The 21,989-nt window shown below is 60.2% G+C and carries 17 protein-coding genes and 1 pseudogene; 2 read left to right on the top strand and 16 right to left on the bottom strand.

Annotated features, from left to right (window positions below):
- Window positions 1-164 precede the first annotated feature (164 nt).
- Window positions 165-473: a Ulp1 family isopeptidase gene (locus BPNPMPFG_RS37650; RefSeq protein WP_258599087.1), complete on the bottom strand. Its 309-nt coding sequence runs from the start codon at window positions 471-473 to the stop codon at window positions 165-167.
- A gap of 83 nt (window positions 474-556) precedes the next feature.
- Between BPNPMPFG_RS37650 and BPNPMPFG_RS37645 the strand changes: the two genes are divergently transcribed.
- Complete coding sequence (locus tag BPNPMPFG_RS37645; protein WP_258599150.1) at window positions 557-835, top strand: hypothetical protein; 279 nt, start codon at window positions 557-559, stop codon at window positions 833-835.
- Between the two features lie 97 nt (window positions 836-932).
- Here the strand turns inward: BPNPMPFG_RS37645 and xopAD are convergent, their stop codons facing one another.
- The 15 genes and pseudogenes from xopAD to BPNPMPFG_RS37575 form a co-directional block, all read right to left on the bottom strand.
- Window positions 933-8,303 (bottom strand): XopAD/skwp family type III secretion system effector, encoded by a 7,371-nt coding sequence (gene xopAD, locus BPNPMPFG_RS37640; protein WP_258598890.1) that lies wholly within the window; start codon window positions 8,301-8,303, stop codon window positions 933-935.
- 106 nt (window positions 8,304-8,409) lie between these two features.
- Entirely contained in the window at window positions 8,410-8,652 is a 243-nt protein-coding gene (locus tag BPNPMPFG_RS37635; RefSeq protein ID WP_258598888.1) for an EscF/YscF/HrpA family type III secretion system needle major subunit, read from the bottom strand.
- A 2-nt stretch (window positions 8,653-8,654) separates the two neighbouring features.
- Window positions 8,655-8,909, bottom strand: coding sequence for an EscE/YscE/SsaE family type III secretion system needle protein co-chaperone (locus BPNPMPFG_RS37630; RefSeq protein WP_183455443.1), 255 nt, complete (start codon window positions 8,907-8,909; stop codon window positions 8,655-8,657).
- Entirely contained in the window at window positions 8,906-10,267 is a 1,362-nt protein-coding gene (sctD, locus tag BPNPMPFG_RS37625; RefSeq protein ID WP_258598887.1) for a type III secretion system inner membrane ring subunit SctD, read from the bottom strand. The genes BPNPMPFG_RS37630 and sctD overlap by 4 nt, the downstream gene beginning before the upstream one ends.
- 8 nt (window positions 10,268-10,275) lie before the next feature.
- The gene (gene sctV, locus BPNPMPFG_RS37620; RefSeq protein WP_258598886.1) at window positions 10,276-12,369 is read right to left on the bottom strand and encodes a type III secretion system export apparatus subunit SctV; all 2,094 of its coding nucleotides are present in this window, start codon (window positions 12,367-12,369) and stop codon (window positions 10,276-10,278) included.
- Window positions 12,366-12,746, bottom strand: coding sequence for a hypothetical protein (locus BPNPMPFG_RS37615; RefSeq protein WP_183455440.1), 381 nt, complete (start codon window positions 12,744-12,746; stop codon window positions 12,366-12,368). Before BPNPMPFG_RS37615 ends, sctV begins: the two co-directional genes overlap by 4 nt.
- A 5-nt stretch (window positions 12,747-12,751) precedes the next feature.
- Window positions 12,752-13,117, bottom strand: a complete 366-nt coding sequence (sctX, locus tag BPNPMPFG_RS43405; RefSeq protein WP_413776947.1) for a type III secretion apparatus assembly protein SctX — start codon at window positions 13,115-13,117, stop codon at window positions 12,752-12,754.
- Window positions 13,118-13,120: 3 nt separating this feature from the next.
- Window positions 13,121-13,483, bottom strand: a complete 363-nt coding sequence (locus BPNPMPFG_RS37610; RefSeq protein ID WP_183455438.1) for a type III secretion system chaperone family protein — start codon at window positions 13,481-13,483, stop codon at window positions 13,121-13,123.
- Window positions 13,480-14,604 (bottom strand): type III secretion system gatekeeper subunit SctW, encoded by a 1,125-nt coding sequence (gene sctW, locus BPNPMPFG_RS37605; protein ID WP_258598885.1) that lies wholly within the window; start codon window positions 14,602-14,604, stop codon window positions 13,480-13,482. Before sctW ends, BPNPMPFG_RS37610 begins: the two co-directional genes overlap by 4 nt.
- Before the next feature lie 700 nt (window positions 14,605-15,304).
- A complete protein-coding gene (locus BPNPMPFG_RS37600; RefSeq protein ID WP_258598883.1) occupies window positions 15,305-16,084 on the bottom strand; it encodes an EscU/YscU/HrcU family type III secretion system export apparatus switch protein in 780 nt (259 codons plus the stop codon).
- Window positions 16,081-16,878, bottom strand: a complete 798-nt coding sequence (gene sctT, locus BPNPMPFG_RS37595) for a type III secretion system export apparatus subunit SctT (RefSeq protein ID WP_413776946.1) — start codon at window positions 16,876-16,878, stop codon at window positions 16,081-16,083. The genes BPNPMPFG_RS37600 and sctT overlap by 4 nt, the downstream gene beginning before the upstream one ends.
- 103 nt (window positions 16,879-16,981) lie before the next feature.
- Window positions 16,982-17,245: a type III secretion system export apparatus subunit SctS gene (gene sctS, locus BPNPMPFG_RS37590; RefSeq protein WP_183455434.1), complete on the bottom strand. Its 264-nt coding sequence runs from the start codon at window positions 17,243-17,245 to the stop codon at window positions 16,982-16,984.
- Window positions 17,245-17,907 carry a type III secretion system export apparatus subunit SctR gene (sctR, locus tag BPNPMPFG_RS37585; RefSeq protein WP_258598881.1) on the bottom strand — a complete coding sequence of 221 codons (663 nt, stop codon included), beginning with the start codon at window positions 17,905-17,907 and terminating at the stop codon, window positions 17,245-17,247. The genes sctS and sctR overlap by 1 nt, the downstream gene beginning before the upstream one ends.
- Window positions 17,904-18,893, bottom strand: coding sequence for a type III secretion system cytoplasmic ring protein SctQ (gene sctQ, locus BPNPMPFG_RS37580; protein ID WP_258598880.1), 990 nt, complete (start codon window positions 18,891-18,893; stop codon window positions 17,904-17,906). The genes sctR and sctQ overlap by 4 nt, the downstream gene beginning before the upstream one ends.
- Before the next feature lie 648 nt (window positions 18,894-19,541).
- Window positions 19,542-20,246, bottom strand: a pseudogene (locus BPNPMPFG_RS37575) (IS6 family transposase).
- 345 nt (window positions 20,247-20,591) lie between these two features.
- On the opposite strand from BPNPMPFG_RS37575, the gene BPNPMPFG_RS37570 reads away from it, so the two are divergent.
- Window positions 20,592-21,932 carry an IS1380 family transposase gene (locus BPNPMPFG_RS37570; protein WP_258598879.1) on the top strand — a complete coding sequence of 447 codons (1,341 nt, stop codon included), beginning with the start codon at window positions 20,592-20,594 and terminating at the stop codon, window positions 21,930-21,932.
- Window positions 21,933-21,989 lie beyond the last annotated feature (57 nt).

Genomic DNA, 21,989 nt, shown 5'->3' with positions numbered 1-21,989 from the left:
CGGAAAACGTGTAGCACGGGTGTCGCCTCCGGACTCGGGATACTTAGACAGCCGCGGTTAATCCGGGGTCTGACTCACATTTGATGATTTTGCGTGTCGGCCATCATCGTCGAGAAGAACGAGCGTCCAGGCGATTCCTGGCGCAGGCGCCGTTGCAGCAAGCTTCATTGGTCCAAGGCGAGATAAGTCCTGAGGCGGTGCTGCAATGCCTGCCGATCGGAGACGAGGGTGTCGAGGTGCAGCGGCTCGCGCCCGGGCCGCTCTGCTTGGGCCAAGCGTGTGGCCAGCGCCCGGGTGGCGTCCAGCACGAAGATCCCGCAATCATAGTCGTTGTCCTGCTGGACCATGCGCACGGGCTGCGAGCGCGCGCCCAGCCTTGCTGCGAGCTGTCGTGCAATGGTGCTGTTGAGGCCGCTGGAGGAGTCGTAATGATAGGCGACCGGCTCGCGCCGGCGTAGATCAAGAAAGAGCAGCGACCAGTGGGTGCCCCCTCGCCAACCCCGGCATTGTTGACGGGAAGGAACACGAAGTCGGCCCTGCCGCCATCGAGGATGCCGTGGAAGGCGTCGGCCGCTTCGACCGCGTTGGGGGCCAAGCGCAGCAGATGGGCCACCGCCGGCTGCACGAACCGGGTCTGGGCGGCGATGTCCGGATCGGCCCTGTGCAGCTCCTCGCCAAGCAGATCGTAATCGGCCGCGATATGGTCGTCTTCGAGCCATTGCGTTGCGCCAAGCGCCAGCCGATGCGGCGGGGCGTCCGGTGCGGTAGCCTGGCGATCGGTCGGCCCAACGCCAGGGTGACGGACGACATGAGACGACGGCGCGACCTCCCGTAGGGGCGCGACGCGATGATCATCACGCATGCACTGCGATGTCGACGGCAAGTCGACTACAGACCTGGGAGCGCCGGCTGACCCGCTCGTGGGAGGCGTCTCAATAGCGGGAGGCGGCCGGGGCGGCTTCGGCCTCGCCGCCGCACAGATAGGCGTAGAGCGCCTTCACGCAGGGGTCGGCGTTCTTTCTGTCTTGTTCATAGGGCGGAACCACCCTGATATCGGCTTGTTGGTAGAGCGGCGTGCGATCGTTGCACATCCGGCTGAGCTTCTGCTCGCCGTCGGGGCCTTGCAGCAGCGGGCGGCTGGTATCGTTCTTGAGGCGCTTGCGGATCTCTTGCGGCTTGGTGTCGAGCCATATCGAAACCGCCTTCTCGCCGATGAGGCGTCTATTCTGCTGCTCGACAAAGCCGCCGCCACCGGTGGCGATGACGGCAGACCCCTTCTCCAGCAAGAGAGCGATCTGTTCGGCCTCCAGCTTCCTGAAGTGCGCCTCGCCATGGCGCCGGAACAGATCCGTCACCTTTCCGTGCTGGGCTTCGATAAGCTTGTCGGTGTCGGCAAAGTCCAGTCCCAGCTTCTTGGCAAGCTCGCGGCCGATTGTCGACTTGCCGCTGCTCGGCATGCCGACGAGCACGACCGGCCGCGTGCCGAGGGCTGCCACGATCTCGCCTGCCTGTGGCGACCTGGAGGCCTCGGGCTGTCTTCTCCGTTCGACGGTGCGCAACCTGAAGGCCGCAGCCGCCCTTGACCTGCGATCCCCTGGCGATCCCCAATGCGGTATGCTCGAGGCGTCAGGCGGGATGGCGACCTCATTGCATCGGTCTTGCACGCGCTGCATGAGCGCGCCGGCTCTTTGCGCAGCATCCGGGTTGGGGTGCCGCCGCAGCCTGTCAAGCTCCTTATAGCTATCGTGGTTGGCGAGTTTGGTCCGAAAGCTGTCCGGCGTATGGAACTCGACCTCGAAGCGATAGCCCCGCGGTGTGCTGAACACCGTCTGGATGGCGAGGAAGGCCGGCATGCGCGTTCTGAACCAGTTGGCGGTCTGGACCTCGCTGTAGCCCCGCTCCTCGAAGGCCAGTGCGGCCGCCTTGAAGGCTCGCGTAAAAGCCGCGTCGGGGATCTCGAAGACATAGCGTACTGCACTGGTGATCAACTGAGCGCCGTTCTTTGAGCTCGCGCTCCTGCCGGTGAGTTCGTCAGTCATGGAGGCTGGCGAGCGCAACCGGTGCTTCAGATGCGGCATCTTCACGTCAATGCCGGCCTGCCGCAGAAGCCCGGCAACCTCGTGCGTGGTCTTGGCGATTGCGCTTTCTTCCTGTTCGGCGCGAAAGGCTTCAATCCTTGCGCGCTCTGCGGCCTGCTCGCGACTCAGCGTGATCATCGTGGCGGGGTCCTCGGCGGCCGACACGTCGGAGGGGCTGGGCAGGATGCCTTTTTCGGCAGCGAGTTTGATCGACGCCTCCATGACGGAGGCCGCCAGCGTGGGATTGTCCTTCAGATCCTCCAGGCTGGCATCGACGTCGAACCTGCCTTGGTGCAGCGTCGCCGCCATCGACTTGACATAGGGCACCGACTTCAAGCCCGGGATCTGGTGCAGGAGCCGCTGCAGGCCAGGGCTTTTTTGCATGAACAGGCGGGCACCGGTATCGGACTTGTAGGCGTCCGTCCCGACCTTGATGCCGACGCTCAACAGATTGATGGCGCTTTCATGCAGATCGTCCGGGTTATAGCCGTCGGGGCGCGGATCGATGCGCGCCGGATAGTGGTCGAGCAGGAACTGGACGCGCTCTCTGGGCTCGGACGTTGCCGGATAGGCCTCGCCCAGTTCGGGGAAGATCGCGCCGGTGGCGGCGCTGACGCCAGCGGTTGCGCCGTTGAGGGCCGCGGCTGCTTGCGGCAGCTGCCCATCGGGCTGCCGCGCCCAAGCCTGGAGCTCAGCAATGAGCAACTCGGCCAGTTCGCGGGCCACCGGATGTCTGGCGGCCCCCCTGTCCTGCCTTGTCCTTTCGATGAGGTCCTGGAGAGCCTGGCCATCCGGCTGTTCCGCGTTCAACAGGGCACGGATGTCGGTCCTGAGGCGATGGTCAACGCCCTCGTAGGTGCCGAAGACGGCACGCTCGGCAAACCAGCGTTGCGCCTCGAGCGGCTGCGCCAGGACGTTGCGCTGCAGGCAGCTGTAGGTCTCCAGCACCTCCTGTGTGGCCGCCAGGATCTGCCTGGATCGGCTGAACTGGTAGCTGCCGTCCTCAATGGCCGGCGTATGCGACTTTGGCGACTTCAGCGAGGGAACGCCGCGCGCCTGCGCCTGCTCATCGAACCGTCGCACATGGTCGTAAAGCCTAGGCCGGTCGCCGACGATGACGACGGTATCGCCGTCAAAATCGCCGTCAAGCTTCTTCTGCTCGGCGGTCGGCACCGCAACCAGCGAGCCGGGCGCAAACACCTCGGTGGCCTGCAGGATGCCGACGCATTCGAGCACGGTGTCGGCCTTGACCCGGTCCTTGCCCTGCGTCCAGCGCGAATGGCACTTGACGTCCTCGGCAGACATCGCCAGGCCTCGCTCGGCGAAGTCGGCCGGCCACATCTGGTCGGGCACCACGATCAGAATGCCCTTGGCAAAGAAGGTCGGATCGTCACCGGCCAGCTCCGCCCCCGACTTATGCGCGACATTGAAGCTGTATTGGATGGCCACGCATTGATCCAGGAACGCCGCGGTCGAATCGCCGTCGAGCGCCGACCTGAGCTGCCCGGCGGCGAACGGGCGCAGGTTCGGCTTGTCATAGGGCGAGCGGCCGACAAGCACGCCCCCGCCGCTCGTCAAGGTCTCGCTCTTGAGCCTCGGCACATGCAGGCACGCGTCACTGGACGGCACGGCGACGGCGCCCGGACCGTCGAGGTGTCCGCAGGTGACGGTTCGAAACAGCTCCTCGGCCGTGAGCCTTGGCTGCTCACGGCTGTCGAGCCAGGCCAAAGCCTTCTCCCGCGTCTCCTGCGCCACCGGCTCGCTGCGTGGATAATGTTGCAGCGCCGTGGCGGGAACGGACGCTCTCCTGCCCTCGGCAAAGGCACGCACCCGGTCGGGACCGTCCTGCCGAGCGGCGCGGGCAATGGCCGGCATGCGCTCGGCCAGCGAGGCCTTGATGAAGCCGCAGCCGTCATGCGGCCGCAAGGCGATCGGGCCATGTGGCCCGGTGAGCCGGAACGCATGCGCCGCCCCGGCAGGGCGGTCGGGCAGCAGCGACAGCCTGAAGGCTCCTTCCAGCGCATAGTCGTGCGGTCCAAGACCCTGAATGGCCGGCGGCGCGGCAAATCCGCGGCGCTGCGTGTAGTAATAGGCTTCCTTGAACGGCGCCCAGGCACGCGCCAGCTGCTCGAACGCCGTCCCCGGAGCCGTGTCGGCGTATGGAATGGCCAGCAGCTTGCCACCGGACGCCTCGCCGTCGGCCGCGTCTGGCAGGCGAGCGGCAATCTGGGCCAGGCCCTTTTGCGGCGCCTTCAACTTGCTGCCGCCGAACAGGTCCATGCGATAAGGCACGCCATCGACGCTGAGGGTGCGCGTCAGCATGAAGGCGCTCGGCTTTCCCAGCAACTGCACCGCCACCACCTTCACCGCCCCCGAGGTCAGGCGGTGGAAGATGGAATAGCGCAGCTCAGGCTCCGTGGCCAGCGGCCGCCCCCGCATGTCGACCACCGGCAGCCGCATCAGTCCCGCCTCCCCGTGCGGCGGGCGCGGCTCGTGGTCCATGGCGCGCAGGACCTGATGGACATCGAACACCGAAGCGTCGTTCTGGGCCTGGACGGTCGACGCATTCTGCGCCATGAAGGTGTCCAGCGCATCCAGCGGCCCCTCCGCCTCGATTTCGGCGATCACGTTCCAGCTCATATTGGAAAGGTCGCCTTCAATGAGGTCGCGGGCGGCGTCCAGGATCTCTTTGGTCTTGTAGTGCAGCTCTTCCTGCCTGCGCCTCAAATCGAGCCTGTCGCCCTCGACATTTGGCCGCCGGTAGAGCTTCTCCAGGACCGCCCGGGTCTTAAGCACCTGGTAGATCGACAGGGCCGGGCAGCGGCTTGCATTGGCTCCGGTGGTCCGCTCGGCCTCGCCTGCCTTGAGATGCGCCTCGATCTTGCGTTCCACCGCCGGCTGGATGTCGTTGAGCAGGTTCAGCGCCTGCCTGCGGTGCCAGCGCAACTGCGGCTTCCGGCTGCGCGCCAGCGGCAGCAGGGCAGCGCACAGATTGCCAATGGTCTCGAGGTTGTTCTCCAGCCCGAAGTCGGGAGCGGCATGTAACTCCCTGAGCCTGTTCATCCCCGGCTGGGCCAGCAAGCCGAGATCGTCAAACAACCGCGACTTGCCCAAGGCCTTCAATATGTTCGCGATTGCCAGGGCATCGGCCTGCTGCAGCCGGTCCTCGGCATAGTGGAGGTAATGGGCGAGCTGATGCAGCCGGTCCTTCAGCAGGGCGGGCTCGGCGACCTGGCCGGCTTCGTCTCCCCACATGGCAACTCGACCCAAGCTATTGGCGATGCTGGCGAGCGCAGGCGTGATGAAAGCGCCGAAGCGACGGCCTGCGGTGCCAAGACCACGTGCGATCTCCACGAGAGCCTGATAGCATGCTGGCTCCTTCGGCCACTTGGCGAAGCCGTTCACAAGGTTCGCCATGTCGTGCGAGACGAAATCGGACAGCCGGACATCTGGGCGATCGGCGCGGCGCAGGATCTCGCCGCCTATCGCGACCGTGGCTTGGCGATTGTGTTCCTGTTGGGGCCACTTGGCGAAGCCGTGCACCAAGTTCGCCAGGTGCTGAGGGATGAAATCGGAGAGCCCCACAGTTGGACGGTCGGCGCGGCGGCACACTTCGGCGCCGATTGCCGCTGTGGCCTGGCTTGCGCTCTCCTCTTGCGGGAACTTGCTGAGACCGTTCACCAGATTGGCCAGCCCCTGTGGAGCAAACGCAGACAATTGCTCGCCACGCTCGGCGCGGCGAGCAACCTCACCGGCGGCTGCGACAGTGGCATTGCGACACGCTGTCTGGTCTGGCCATTTGCTGAAGCCGTTTACCAGGTTCGCCAATTGCTGAGGATCAAAAGTGAATATCTGGCGGGCCGGGCCGCAGACCTCATCAGCGATCATAGCTGTGGCGTCGCGACAATGGGCGGCTTCAGGCCATTTACTGAAACCGTTCACCAGGATCGTAAGGTCCTGCGGCCTAAACTCGCAGAGCCAGTTTGTACGGCCAAGGATTTCACCGGCGATCGCGATCGTCGCCTCGCGCGTCTTTTCCTCGTCCGGCCACTTGCTGAAACCATTCACCAGCATCGGCACATCGAGCTGAGTAAATTCACGGAATTGGCTGGGCCGGCGAAGGATATGACCGGCAAGCGCGACCGTTGCTTTTCGCATTCGTTCCTGCTGCGGCCACTTGCTGAAGCCGTTCACGAAGTTCGTCAGCTGTTGAGGGTTAAAAATGGAGACCTGGGCAACCCGGCAAAGCACCTCATCGGCGACCGCGATTATTGCTTCGAGCGTCTTCTCCTGTTCCGACCACTTGCTGAGACCGTTCACGACGTTCGCCAAATGCTGTTCAGTAAATCCATAGAGGTTGCCGGCGCGGGCAGCGATCTCCACAGCGATGGCGCCTATGGCTTGGCGCATGTTTAGCTCTTCCGGCCACTTGGCGAAACCGTTCACCAAGTTTGCCAGCTCTTGCGGAGCAAAACGAGAAAGCCGGGTGCGCCGCCCGGCTATCTCGCCGGCAATCGCGACCGTCGCCTCGCGCGTCTTCTGCTGGTCCGGCCACTTGCTGAGCCCATTCACCAAATTCACAAGGTTTTGATTATCAAATGCAGCGAATTGACTGATACGGGCGATGATTTCTTCCGCGATCGCGACTGTAGCCAGGCGAGAGCTCTCTTCGCGCGGCCACTTGCTGAAGCCGTTCACCAAGATCGCCAGTCCCTGGGGGATAAAATCGGAAAGTCGATTGGCTCGACCTGCGAGGTACGCGACCTCGGGGCCGATGGCGCCGATGGCTCGCCCACACTCTGGCTGTTGCGGCCACTTGCTGAAACCATTCACCAGGTTGACTAGGTTCTGCGGATTAAAGTCGGACAGCCCGTGCGTGTTGGCACGGCGAAGAACCTCGCTGGCAGCCGCGACAGTGCCGTCACCACACTCCGGCCGGTCCGGCCATTTGCTCAAACCATTCACCAACTGCGAGAGGCTCCGAGAATCGAGCCGCCGAAGCACAGCGCGGTGATCGCGACAGAATTCGGCGATCCTGATCGCGCCGTCGCGGCATTCCGCCAGTCGGGGATATCGACTGAACGACAATGCAAAGAGCGACAGCGCGCCGGCATCTACCTCGTTTAGGGCGCTACCAGACCTCGACACCTTGGCTGCCATCGCCCTGCAAGCCTGACTGCCCGCCTGACCACCAGGCCCCCGGCTGACAGCGTTGCACACACTGGCGTACCCAAACGATTCTCCAGCGCGGATGTCCTGCTCCCAGTTCGGGAGAAATTGGCTTGTGAATTCGACAGCGGCTCTGTGCAGGAATGCAGCGTGCTCTTCCTGGCCCTGCAGCATGCCAGTATGGCGCACCACCGCAAAGGAGAATTCGGTGAAGTCGCGAGCACGCCGAATGTCATCAAGAGCATTGCTGAACAAATTGTTCGCCTTTGCGCGCGAGACGCGGTGCGGAGTCCCATCGTTGCTGTGCCATCCTGCTTGCAAATCGGCGGTTTGCCCGCGCGGTGGGAGCTCGCCTATGCTGGAGTGTCGGGACCGTTGCGCGTGGCGCAAGCGTCCGCTTTCGGCACGCGAAGAGCCTGAGTGCGGCTCCGCTTCATAAAACCGCTGAGCGCTTGTGGGGCAACTATCGCGCGCGCTCACATTGTCACTGCGTGCTGACCCGGCCTCCATGGCGGATGTGGTTTGCCCATGCGACAAGACTGCGGCGTAAGAACTTTCGGCGGCGCGATCCTTGCGCCACGATTCACCCTCAGAACGCAAAGCGCTTTTTTCCTGGCTTACTTCACCGTCCCGCACCGACGAAAAACGGCGCCGCGCCACGCCCGCTCCGCGTAATGCGGAAGCTAAAAGTCGTAGTTGCCCAACGGGGGCGCGCGCGGACCTGCCGCCTGGAGTGTCATCGGAGTGGCGTGCGAAGCGGCTGGAAGATGCTTCATCGGCCTGCAATAGATTTCTTGCTGCGACCGCCTGTTTAAGGGCCAAAATTTGGGTGGCAGTACCTTGCCCGGCAATATTGGCGGGATTGATGAACTCTTCCGCTTCCAAATCCTTGAGAACGGATTGGGTGCTCCCTATAGCCGATATCTGTGACGGTGATGGCAAATGAGGCTGGAAGGCTGATGACAAAATCCCTTCATCACTAGAAGACTCTCCCGCTTCTCCGGAATAAGCTGGCGCTGGGAAATATGCATTTTGCTTCAAGCTGACGGGATTCATGATTAGATAACCTCGCTAGGTTCTTCCCGTGGTTGAGTTAGGCGCTGCCCGGTTATGGCGGGCACGTTCGACTTCGTGGCACCGCACCTCCGATCTAGCCGAATGTTCAGCCGATTTTCTGCACTACTCCCTTCAGAGCGTTGTAAATCATCCCGATCACGCTTGATTCCAAAGCTAGACTCAGGGTCCATTGCTGACCGGTGGATTGAACTTTAAGTAGATCTGACGCGGTATCCGGATCCATAGATGTCATGAGGCTGCTAAAATTCCTTTCTGCTGAAACAGTGGCACTGCCGATGTTGCTAGTGATGCTGCTGGCGTTAAGGTTAGGGCCAGAAATGCGCGACATAATTATCTCCAACCTAAGGGTAGTTCCTTATCACGATACTCACTCCAAATCGAGTTGATGATCTCTGTGGCCGCATCTATCGCGTCCAGCATGACCGCCAAGACCTCGAATTCCTGCCTCGAAACGCCAACATCCATTTCACGTTTCAACGATTGCCGGCAGGTATCGAATTCCCTCTCTAGGGCAGATCTTTTTGCACCGTCGAAATCCCTTAGCAACTGCCTCTGCAATTCAAACATGGCCATGACGTCGCTCATCCTTTTTCCTCGACTATCCATCTCGGCTTGCTCGGGTAAGAAACATGCACCTCATCGGCGCCGATGCGCACAAAAATTCCGCCTCGATCTATGTCAACGATCTGGCCCAAGCTCTCGAGACTGTCTCCGACCTTCAGGCGCGTTCCATTCTCAACAACGATGAACGGCGTTCGGCCGAGGTATACACCTCTCGGCGCCGGCAATATGACCGGCGTGAACTGCGTCTCAAGCGGAATGTAGGGTGCGAACTTCTCCTGAAAGCGAGAAGCGACCTTCTGCCACGCTTCAAAAGCAATCGGAGTCAGAGTCCCTGAAACGAGCACGCCGTCTGCCTTGGTTAAGATGTGAATGGAGCGACGCAGTTGGTCCGTTATCGCGGTCTCTAGAAAAACGCGAGCTCGGTCGGGTGTCACGATCGCGTTTTCAACTTCACTTAGCCCTGGAATATCCTGCTGCAGGCGGTGAAGTGCCGCTTGGACCTTCGCATCGCTAGGTCCATATCCTGTTATCGTGATCTCTCCGGGGCCGATCACCCGCACGCTGCCCTCGATTCCGAAGCTGCTTATGACCGTCGTTACGAGATCGATGATCTGCGAATCCGACAGAGTGGTCGGCCGTTTGGATAACACTTCCGCCTCAAGGCCGGCCGTGCTCAGGGCGGCTCTCAGCTTGGCATCGTCTCCAGGTCGTAGGTCTCCTTCAATGACCAGTTTGTCATCAACGGAGGTGATGTTGACGTTGTGAGCGATGTTTAAGTCGCGAATGATGTCTCGCACCATCATCAGCGGGTCATTGGCCGGAGAGGCTTCCGAGGCGGAGGGGGGAACTCGCCCTATGGCAGCCCAAAACACGACGACCGGCATAATCAGGAGAGTGCAAACTACCGCCCCGAGCCGTAATTGACGCGGTATCACGCCTACCATGACATGCATCTGTCGGCCCATCGAGGCCGACGCCAGTTCGGGAGGGGCCGAAAGTTGCGCGGAAGTGCCCGGCACCAGGCCTCCCATGGCGTCCGCCTGGGGAAAGCTGCTCCCGGCCGGACCAATCCCAAAAATCGTCCGCCCGACCTGAACCGGTGTCAGCGCATTGAGCACCGTCCAGTCGCCCACTGGAAGGTCTTTGGTCCCGACGCGCACACCCGGTGCCAGGGCAACTACGTGGATGCGTCCGGCCTCGACAGTAATGCGGAGATGTGTGGCAGCCAGTTCCGGATCAGCGAAGGTGAGGTCATCGGTGTCACTGGCACCGATTAGCCAGACGCCTTCCTCGAGCGGGGTCTCTGCACCCCGGTTGGGACCGGCCAGCACACGCAGGGTCAGCTTGGCATCATCGCCAGCCAGAGTCACTTCTTCCATGGTATTTCTCACGACAGCGATATCCTTGCCAACGGCTGTACGGAGATATCGGGCGTAAGTTCCTGATAGGAGAGCACGGGTAGCCCGTAGAGATCGACTTCAATAATCTTGCGCATGAATCGGCGGATATCGATAGAGGTCAGCAGCACAGGCTTGTGCGGCTGCTGGCCGACATTGCCTATCGCATCCCGCACCTTATCGACGATTTGCCGTGTGGTGCGAGGGTCGAGGGCGAGATAACTGCCCGCGGAAGTCTGCCGAATGGCATTGCGCACCGTGTCTTCCACTTCCGGCGAAAGTATGTAGGCCGGCAACAGGGTCCTGCCGACAGAATGCCGAAAACAGATTTGCCTTTTCAATGCACAGCGCACATGCTCCGTGAGCAGAACTGTGTCTTTTTCCTTCTGTCCCCATTCGACCAGCGCGGTGAGGATAGTGCGCATGTTGCGCAGCGAAACCTCCTCGGAAACCAGTCGCTTCAAGATCTCAGAAATCGTCTGCAGAGAAATGGTCCGCAGCACCTCTTTTACGAGTTCCGGAAAAGATCTTTCCACCTGATTCAGCAGATTTTTTGTTTCCTGGATTCCGACAAACTCATCTGCTTGCCGACGCAGGACATGGCCAATGTGGTAGCTGAGGATCTGAACCGGTTCCAAAAATGGGATGCTGGCGGCTTGCAACGACTCGCGATGTGCCATCTCCACCCAAGTGGTCTCGATCTGAGGCAGGAATGGCTTATCGAGCAGATACGGAATGCCCACGATTTCAAGGTTCTCGGGGATATCACGAGCCAGGAGGTGATGCGCCCGTAATGATCCTTCACCACATGGAATTTCATTTACCATGATCGTGTAAGCGCCATCCTTGTTGCTGTCGCTGACACGCAGATTAATGCCTGGAAAGGGAACGCCAAGATCGAGAAGAAGCGCCTGCCGCACAGCGGCCAACTCCTTGTCCAGCCAGTCTGGCCGGAAGATGGTCTGAACGTCTCGACTAATGTCGAGCATCAGAGGAACCGTTAGCGTGATTGCATTGCCGCCTTCGCCGCTCCGTACAGCCGGCCCGTCCGACGCCGACACGGGCGCCCTGATGCCTGCGACAGAGTAGGAACTCGACGGCGCTGAAAGCGACCGCCTGCGCTGCAACAACCAGCCACCGCCTCCAGCCAATACTGCCAATATCACGAAAATTGCCAAAGGAAAGCCAGGTACCAAGGAGAACAGAAGTAGGATGAAGGATCCTGCGATCAGGGCACGTGGCTGGGCTGTGATCTCGTCCCCAATCTCACTGCCTAGATCTGAGCCCGTATCCTTGTCGCTTATCCTCGTGACGATAAAGCCTGCCGTGATTGAGGTGAAGAGAGCCGGGATCTGACCGACGAGCCCGTCGCCGATGGTCAGGATGGTGTAAATCTCGAGCGCTTTGTACAGGCTCATGCCCTTTTGCAGAGCACCAACCGCTATGCCGCCAATGATGTTCACGACGATGCTTATCAAGCCTGCGATTGCGTCACCTTTGATGAACTTCATGGCACCGTCCATGGCGGCATACAACTGGCTTTCGCGCTCGATGGCGATGCGGCGCCGACGGGCTTCCTGAATATTGATGGCGCCTGCACGCAGGTCGCCATCGATGCTCATCTGCTTGCCCGGCATCGCATCCAGCGAGAAGCGTGCGGCGACTTCAGCCACGCGCTCGGACCCCTTCGTGACGACTACGAACTGCACGATGGTGATGATCAAGAAAGTAACTGCGCCCACCACGAGATTCCCGGCCACCACGAAATCGCCGAAAGCCTTGATGATCTGACCAGCGTCTGCGTGCAGTAAGATCATGCGTGTCGCAGCGATGCCGAGGGACAACCGAAAGAGCGTTGTCAGCAAAAGCACCGAGGGGAAGGAGACGAACGCGAGGGGCGACTTAATATAGACCGCGACCATCAGCAGCAGCGCGGAGACCCCAAGATTGATAGCCTGCAGCACATCCATCAGAACCGCCGGCAGTGGAATGATCATCATAAAGATGATCGCAACTAGTAGCCCCGCCAGAATAATGTCGTTTCGGCCAGTAGCAACTGCCAGGACCTTGTTGAGAAAATTCACGCTATCCTTCCGAGCGACGCATCCGGCTCAGCCGCCTGTGTCAGCAGGACTGTGACCATTCGCTGACATGCTCTCGCCTCCGATTTGAGGCCGAGTTTCCAATAGGCCTTGACCCGCACCTGCAATATCCGGAATCGCTCCTCATCATTCAGCGCGTGAACCAGAAGCCGGCCAGCCTCGGCTGCGGCCTCCTCGCAGTCTCCCGCTCGCAGCAATGCCAGACAGCGTGCATGTCGTGCCCAGCCCCATCCCGAGTCAACATGATCGAGGGCGAGCAGAAGCTTGGATGCATCGTGAAGAAAGCCAAACTTAATGTAGAGATACGCTAGCACCGATAGCGCATCGCGCTTGTCGGGACTGATAAACGGCTCAGTCATCGGGTCTATCCTCGCATCAAAGCACGGCAAGCGTCGTCGAAAAGGAAACGGTCGAACTGCGCCCGATCGAGTACCGAGAGGGCGTCCCGGAGCACGGCACGATCTGGGTCTCCAGTTTGCGCAGCCAAATCAGCCAGCGATGCATGTGCGGCTTTGAGGGTCACGGCGTATGTCGGCGGCTCAAGGATTCCGGGATTAGCGATCGGAGGCGCGAAGGCGGCCATCATCAGGTCATCCACGGTGGGAGCGACGTATAGCAGATCGAATTGCAAAGCCGACCGAGCATCGACTATCAGGCCTGTTCGCCGCAGTTCCGCCGATCCAGAGACGGTTGGAGCAGAATTCAAGCTACCGGAATCGATCCTAATCATATGTCACCGCGCCGCGGCATCAATTTCGTCGACGAGCCGTACGAGAACCTGCGCCGCGGTTTCTAGAGTTGGAAGATCAGCGCGGTTCTCAGCCATGCTGATGAGCAGGACCAGCAGCGCCTTGCCATAAAAGGCGACGTTCACAATGTGCGGCAGCGTACGATCCGGGTGTACCGCTTTGAGAGCTGCCGCGGCGATCCCCTTGCGGTGAAGCGGCATGGCGCGTGTTAAGTACATTACGACAGAGCCATCGCGACACTCCATGTGGAGATCGCCGGAACGTTCAAAACGCAGCGTTAATGGCGGCGGCTGAGGTGGAAGTCCCATCGACGAGCAAAACGCTTGAATAGAAGCCTGGGCGCTCATGCACTCTCTTCCCGTTCAATGCGAATGTCCATCGCTTCCTCTACTGCCCGCAACGTCGTTTTTCTTGCCTCCAAATCGCGGTAGACTCCGACCGGAATCATCGCGAGAAGATCTCGATATTCGCGCAGTACGGCAATCTGCAGATCAAGGGGAACGGGAGGGATTCCTAACCGTTCAGGAATGGGAATGATCTTCGACGGACCAGGAACGGTATTCTCCACCAGCGGCAATAATTGCCGCATCACGCCGGTAGCGGTGATGTCGATGGTATCTGGCCGCCGCCGTATCCGTTCTACCATCTTTTGGCAGCACTCGTGCACGGTATCCAGCACGCGCAGCGCCGATAATCCGCTGAGGATCTCCCATAGCCGAGCAGGCTCGACCGACGGCCCAGCCGAAGCGATGTCCTCGCCGAGCGCACGCGTAAGAAAAGCGACATGCCGTGCAAAGCCCTCGACTCCAAACTTACTGAGAATCTCCCTATAAAGCCGGAGCGGTCCTGGATCGCCGGAGACCGTGGCCCGATACAAATCACGCAGCTCTGCAGCGAGCCTCTGATCACCCGCCGCTACTTCAGACGCTGCCACGGAAACATTGAGGCCGGCACGAATAGCCACCCCCTGCTTGGCCATGAGTTGGGCCTTGGCCCCATCCGTCCGTACGGCAAGCTGGTCGAGGCCCTCGCGTCGCAACTCTCGTGCCGCCAGATCGAGTGCCGCATAGGCATAAGAGGGGTCAGCGAACCGCTGGCGAACTTTTCGGAGTATGTCCTGCAAGGCAGGATCGTCGCTGCGGATATCGCGCAACAGCCCCGGCAACTCGGTATGATCGAAATACGGGAGACGTTCGAAATAGGCATCAATGTCATGGACCGCGCTGAGCGACGCCGCTATGCGCCCCTCCGAGATTTTGCGCTCAGTTAGCGCCTTTGACTCGATCGCCTCGGAAAAACCGAAAGTGCGTTCTTCCCTTGCCTGTTCCAAGAGGGTCGCGTGTGTAGGCCCCGCCAGGCGAACAGCTTCACCGCGCCATGAGCCCACCTGGACCGGGATCGGCTCGATCGCCATCCGATCAGGGCAAAGGCGTGAAGGGGCCGTTTCGAATACTGTCCAATCAGACATCACTTCGGCTCCGCGCGGTCTTACGGCGGATCGCTTGGGCGTCCCGCCAACCTCTATACTTCTGGGTCCCGGCGGCAGTGCACTGCAAATTGCCGAGGTACGGGCTTGCTCGCTGGCCGACTTGCCGTTCCGTGGCTGGGTGGTGCAAGGCTGGGTGGATCCGCATGTTCCCCACCATTTAAGGCTCCGTGCTCGCTCCTGTCGAAGCTACGTCTGGGCAGCGCACATCGAAGCGAACTGTGCCAGTGGGCTGCGCTCATTCCCTTTTCGGCGCGCCAAAGATATCAGTCCATATCTACTATAACGTCATGACATGCATAACAAATATTAAGCCGTTATGAGCACATACAAAATGAATATGGGACTCAGCAATTAATCCGAAGCCGCAGGAAATCTTGTACCGTAGGCCAGCTGAAACAGTGATTGACGCGACCGATCGCCGGCCCCGGTCTCCAGCTTTACAAAGAGCTCGAAGAACCTCCGCGACAGGTAGATGTGATGGAATATATTCGTCTACTAGACCGTCATCCAGCAGCGCGTGCGCCAGCGGATGGTTTCACATCACCGGCACAGCGGTAGCCATCGTGGCGCCGGTCCTATGCTGCGCCATGAGATCGGTACCGATGGCACTGATCAGGGGTAAGGGAGTACGCTTCCGATCCGCAATAAATCGCCACGCAAAAATACATCGGATTGTTGATCAAGACGGTCCCCTGCGCGACCGGTTGGTTATGCCTTTGGTGAGCAACTCCATGTGGAGTTGTTTGCGTTTTGCAAAGACCAGGGGGGCACCGTTATTCTCCTTGTATTCTCGCTTCACCTCCTCCTTCGACATCATGTTTTTCTTCGTGAATTGCCAACGCTGGAATGCGAAGTCCCCAATCGCCACCGTGAGAAAACTCAATGCCGCATAGATGGCGATACCGAGCAGCAGGTTACCAGTCATCACTCTTAAGCAGGATATCCCGCAACTCGGGGTCCAGACGAGCGCATGCACACCGTCGCGCAGCACGAGCAGCAGAACCGAGCCGAGTACCAAGATCTTTCCGATCGATTTGGCCAATTCAATGAAATTCCCCAACGAAACCATCCTTTTGACGTTCTCACTGGGGGTCAGCTTAGTCAGCGCCGGGGCGGCCGCCTTGGGCGTGAACATCGGGCCATTCTGTAAGACGTTGGCGCCCGCGCCGATCACCAGAACGATGCCGATGAAGGGCGCGAGCATATGTTGTAGTTCGGCAATATAGGACTGTAGGAGCTTTTGAGTGACGCTCAGGAGGTCGCCTTCGAGAAGCGGTATAGGCAGCAGGATCATTGCCTCAAGGCGGTCTATCATGCCGGACAAGGAGGCGAAGAACAGAGCGAAGAATGCGATGGTCAGTGCTGCGGAAACGACTTCATTGCTCCGCGCCACCTGTCCCTTCCTGCGCAGGTCGCGCAGCCTTTTGGGGGTAGGCTTTTCGGTCTTCCCGCCGCTCATGACAACCACGTGCTGATGAGGTTGAATATTGCGCCTTGTGTTGGCACGCGTTGATCGGCCTCCGTCAGAACGATCATGAGCGAAAGGACCAAGACCAGGAGGGCCACCGCACTCTTGACCGACATGGCGATAAAGAAGACCTGCAGTTGCGGTGCAAAGCGGCCGATCAGTGCCAGAGCCAATTCGCTGAGGAACATAACAACGATGGCTGGACCGGCGAGAAGTAAAGTCAGTTGCATGACGACATCTGCGAGATGCAGAACCCCCGTTGGGAATGCCGGACCGAACGCCGGCTGCAAGCTCCACAGAGGCCAGACCTCATGGGAGCGGTAGAGCGCTTCGATCAATGCGGAGAAGCCGCCAGTGGCAAACAGCCATGTGACGAAGAGCTGGGCGAACAGCGTTCCAAGCGGCGAAACCTGATTGCCGCTCGCCGGATTCAAGAGGCTTGCCATCGCGGCGCCCCTTTGGTTGTCAATGAAGGTGCCCGCCGCCTCAACACCCCAGATGGTCGCGGCAATTGGTATGCCGAGTACCAGCCCGAGCAAGAGTTCCTTCAGCACTAGGCCCATGACCAGCGTCAGATCCCAGGTGTCGAGGTTCGCAGGCCTAGTTGCCCAAGCATGCGCCATCACCGGGAAGCTTAATGCCGTGATCGTGCCGTTTCGCGCCAGTCCGGTCATAATGCCGCGCCCTAGAATAGGTATAATCAGCATCATGCCCGTCGTACGAGTCGTCGCGAGCGCAAAGACGACAAGGGCAGTGTGCAAGAGAGATGGATCAAGTGGCGACATCAGACGGACCAAGTAAGATGGTCGAGAGTGCCTCGCTAGGATCGCCCGCATAATTGCCGCGGGAGAGGGCAGACCGGTCGGGATTATTCTTGAACCGTTGCACTTACATGGCTCCGATATTGTCGAAAACGTTTAGCGTATACTGGTAGAGCTCCCCACCGATCCAGCTCCCAGTTGTCATCAAAACCAGGCTCACGCATATCAATTTCACCGCGAACGGAAGTGTCTGCTCATTAACCTGGGTTAGGGCCTGCACCAAGCTGACGACCAGCCCAACCGCCGTAGCAACGACGATCGTGGGCATCGACAAAACCAGAGTCAGTTTCAGCGCGTCGACGGCCATGTTGGCCAGAGTGGCGGTACTCATCACGATGGTCCCGCATAGGACAAGACGAGACCGTGAATCAGGCGCTGCCATCCGTTCACAGAGACGAACAAGAACAGTTTGAAGGGCAGGGAGATCGTCATCGGCGAAACCATCATCATACCCATCGCCAGAAGGATGTTCGAAATCACGAGGTCGATGACGATGAAGGGCAGGAACAGCAGGAAACCTATCTTGAACGCGTCCTCCAACTCGGATGTTATGAATGCCGGGATCACAATCATAAAATCGCTATCGCTTACCGCATCGGCGTCCCGTTCGTTCCACAATTCACGGGTCGCATTGGCGAAGAATTGTCGTTCCTGTTGCGACGTGTTCTTCAGGAGAAAATTGCGAAAGGGCTCTACAGCAAGCGGTATCGTTTCGCCGAGCCCACGGAGATCTTCGAACACGATCTCCTTGTGCCGCACTGCTTCATATGCGTTCTTGGCCGCTGGCTGCATGATATATACCGAGAGCAGGATGGCGACCGCATTCATCGCCATGTTCGGCGGGATGTTTTGGACGCCGAGGGCATTTCGGATCAGGCCGAACACGACCACGAGCTTGACGTACGACGTAACCGTAATCGCAAGGAACGGGACGACCGCGATCGCGCCGATCAAGGCGATCATTGTAACGGGATCAGGCAACCCGGTGTTCATGACTCGGCGCGTTTTAGGCGGATGTCTGCGACACGCACACCTGTCCGATCGGCGATGCGCACCAACTCGCCCGCAGCGACCACCTGGCCATTGACTCGCAAAGTGATATTGGTCGTGGCGTCGAAGCCGAGATCCAATACCTGGCCCACAGCGAGTTCACGAAGCTGCTTGAGAGACATGGTCAGGCGTCCGACCTCCACATCGACCACTAGGTCGATGCTGTCGAAGGTTTCCGAAGGGAGAGAGTCTGATTTACCCATCATGTGATCCACCGCTGAGAGTACTGCAAGGCGGCCATCCAGGATCGAGGCGCGAAATCGTGCATTGCCAGACAGGCACAGTAGAACGGTCATCGCGCCGTCACGAGCGACCGGTGAGGCGTCGAGCAGGATGACGTCGCGCGGCGCGAGTGCCTGTAGTTCCGCCAAGCTAAGGCTCACACGGGCGACTCTTAGATCGAGAGACAACGCCAGATCGTCGAGGAGTGCGCACACGACCGGCATCCGATCGCAGCAGCAGATGGTGATCCATTCGAGTCCGTCGGCATCGAATTCTACTAGCCCGAGGAGTTTGTCCGGACCGTCCAAGCGAACAATCCCAATCGCGTAGGGGAGCACTTCGGTGATCTCGGACGAAGACCAGATGGGCCGCTGACCGCACCATCGTTCCACCTGGATCGCCACCTCGCGTAGAACGATGTCGAACAGGATTTCCCGCAAGCCGGGATCCAGTGGCAGCGTCGTGATGTCTGGCCAATGTGTCACCGCTACGGGCGGAAGGAGAGTCGAGTGGATCGCGATGCGGAAATTGTGCCCGTGTAGGCGTACCATAAGCCGGCGGCAATCTGCCGGGACAGGCGGAGGTGTCCAATCGGGCATGACGGCTGCCACGTCGATGCCAGCGAGGCTGAAAGCGGCCGGCAAGCGAGTTGCAAGACGCGAAATGGCGGCGGCCTCTCGTGAACTATAGGAAGGCAGATCGATCACGTGCACCTCTCGGCTACATAGTGAAGAACTCGCTGGAGCCCGCGCGACCGTCGGTTGGGCCGCCAAGGAAATGGAGTTTTAGTCCGCGCCTCGTCGCTGCGTTATCTCAAGCTCGTGACTGCCGAGACCCTTGCCGGGACATCCTCCAAGGGCCCACATCGCTTCTTGAGCGTTTACGAGCCCCACTCGACCTCCCAAAGTGCGGGCACAGCGACGCGGTAGCCCGCCCCGCGGGTGGGGCGGAACGGTCACTTTTCGTGACGGCCGCCAACGCAGCATACCTACTAGCGAGCACCCTCGCATCACGTCGATGACTAACGATGCGGACGGCCGTCGCAATGGACTCGATCGGTTCGGACAGGCTGTCGATTCAAGTCATTTTCGGTCCAATGATCATTCCCCGTCATGGCGACGGAATTCCGAAATCACTCCGCTCGCCAGGAAGGGGCGCCCGCTCAATCGTCGAGCTGTCTTTCACATTCCAATCTACTCAACGCGGGCCAGAAGCAAATACTATGTCGATATTGGATCATCTGCCCTTCTTATGAATGAGATCTGATATGCATCCACCCTGAGTGCTCTTGATAGGCAGCGGCGGCGTTGTCACGTTGTTTGAAATGTGGCCGCGTGAGGCCGACACCGCGCTTTTCAGGCAGGCCGTGCACTCACGGCTTCCCACGCGGCCATTGCCTGGGTCGATGGGTTCGAATTTGTGCTGCGGAGCGGTTGGTCTGGGATGGGACGAAGAGATTTCGGACGGCGGAGAAGATCGACACGAAATGCTGCAATGAGCCGACCGACCGGAAACCCTGTCGCGTTCGTTCCCGTTTTCGGAACGGCAGATGAGAATTCTCCGCCCGGTTGTTCAAGCCTTTATGCGAGCGGTGTTCCACGTTCGGCATGAGCTGGCGTTTGGCCGCCCCGTAGGAGCGCAATTTGTCGGTGATCATACGCTTTGGCGGCAGCCCCTGCTTCTTCAGAAGTCGCGTCAGCAGGCGCCTGGCGGCCTTGCTGTTGCGACGCGTCTGGACGATCTCGTCGAGCACATATCCGTCCTGATCAACCGCTCTCCACAACCAGCACTTCTGACCGTTGATGCGCACCGCGACTTCATCCAGGTGCCAGACATCATCTTTCCGTCGGCGACTAGCGGCGTATGCGGCGCGCATAATCAGGGCCGTGCTTTCGGCACCATCGGCGGATGGTCTCGTAGGAAACGACGATCCCGCGATCGAGCAGCATTTCCTCGACATCGCGCAGGCTCAGATTGAAGCGGAAGTAGAGCCAGACAGCACGGGCCACGATTTCGATCGGATAGCGGTGGTTCTTGTAGGTCGGTGCACTCACGGTCATGGGCGCGCTGCTACCTCAATTTCCTTACCCCTCAATCAATGTGACAGCACCCCTGGCGATCTTTCGGAGCTTGGCCTTTACGCCCCCGCTTGGCGTCCTCTGTTGGACGGGTTTGCTTCGCCGCGGCGCGAACCGCTGTCCCTTGGGAAATGCCTGATCGATTGTTCAGAGACGCTTCCCGCATGGTTGTCGCGTTGCCTCAAGGAAAATGTTACCGCGCGGCTTGGTTGCCTCACCTAACCCGAAAAATTCAGGGTGGTTGGCGGATGTGGCGCAAGCCGTTGAAATGACCTAGGATTTGGTTGCTAAGGCCGATCCGAATCATTTCCGGAGACCACACCCGCCATGAATGATCTTACCCTGCCGCTGAGCGGCTTGTCATCTGTCGGCGGCAAGTCCGTCGTCGCCCGTTTCGACGGCGGCATGCTGTCGTCTAACAGCGGTGTTCTGGCTCTGGCCGAGGTGGAAAAGCGGCTGCGGGTGGCCGAGCGTCTGGCGCGCTGCATCGACGATCCGCGCTGCCCGGACCAGGTGGTCCACAGCCTGGCGGACATGATCGGCTTTCGCATGAAGATGATCGCCGCCGGCTACGAGGACGGCAACGACGCCAACCGGCTGCGCTCCGATCCGGTCTTCAAGATGGCCCAGGATGCGCTGCCGTCGGGGCGGGATCTGGCCTCGCAATCGACGCTGTGCCGGCTGGAGAACCTGCCCGGCGTGCGGGAGCTGGTCGCCATGGGGCGAGCGATGGTCGACCTTTATTGCGCCTCCTTCCGGCAGGTGCCGAAGCGGATCGTGCTCGACATCGACGATACTTTTGATGCCGTGCATGGCGGCCAGCAATTGCGCCTGTTCAACGCGCATTACGACGAATACGGCTTCCAGCCGATCGTGGTGTTCGATGGCGATGGCCGGTTCGTCAGCGCGATCCTGCGGCCGGCCAAGCGGCCGAGTGGGGCAGAAATCCGCCCCCACCTGCGCCGCCTGGTGCGGGCGATCCGGAGCAATTGGCCGAACACACGGATCCTGATCCGGGCCGACAGCCATTATTGCAGTCCACTGATCATTGGCTGGTGCCGCGCAAACGGTGTAGACTTCATCCTCGGCGTGGCGCCCACCACGACGCTGCGCGAGCATGTCGCGCATCTGGAAGCCACCACGCTGGCGCGTTTTGAGGCGTCGGCGAAAACAGCCAAGGTCCGCCGCTTCAAGGAGTTTGTCGACGGCGCCGGCAGCTGGAGCCGCGTCGAGCGTATCATCGCCCGCGTCGAGGTCGGAACTCAAGGGACTGGCACCCGCTTCATCGTCACCAATCTTGCCGGTGGGAAGGCCAAGGCGCTCTACGAGGACCTCTACTGCCGGCGCGGCGCGGCCGAGAACCACATCAAGTCCTGGAAGACGCATCTTGCCGCCGACCGCACATCCTGCACAAGAGCGACGGCCAACCAGTTCCGGCTCTTCCTGCATGCCGGCGCCTACTGGCTAATGTGGGGCCTGCGCGCTGCGATGCCGAAACGCTCGAGCTTTGCCGTCGCCCAATTTGACACGCTGCGATTGCGCCTCATCAAAATCGCTGCGCGGGTGGTCGAGATGAAAACGCAAATCCGCCTGCACCTGCCGACATCGTGCCCCGACCAGCGTATTCTGCGCATCGTCCTCGATCGCATCCCCCAACTCGCGACATAACGATGGGGCGCAGGCGCCCGAAACGAACCCGTCGACCGCAACCTGCAAACCCCCGCC

This window comes from Mesorhizobium sp. AR07, assembly GCF_024746815.1.
Taxonomy (GTDB): Bacteria; Pseudomonadota; Alphaproteobacteria; order Rhizobiales; family Rhizobiaceae; genus Mesorhizobium.
Note: the sequence above shows the minus strand (reverse complement) of the source record. Positions and strands in the feature narration are given on the sequence as shown.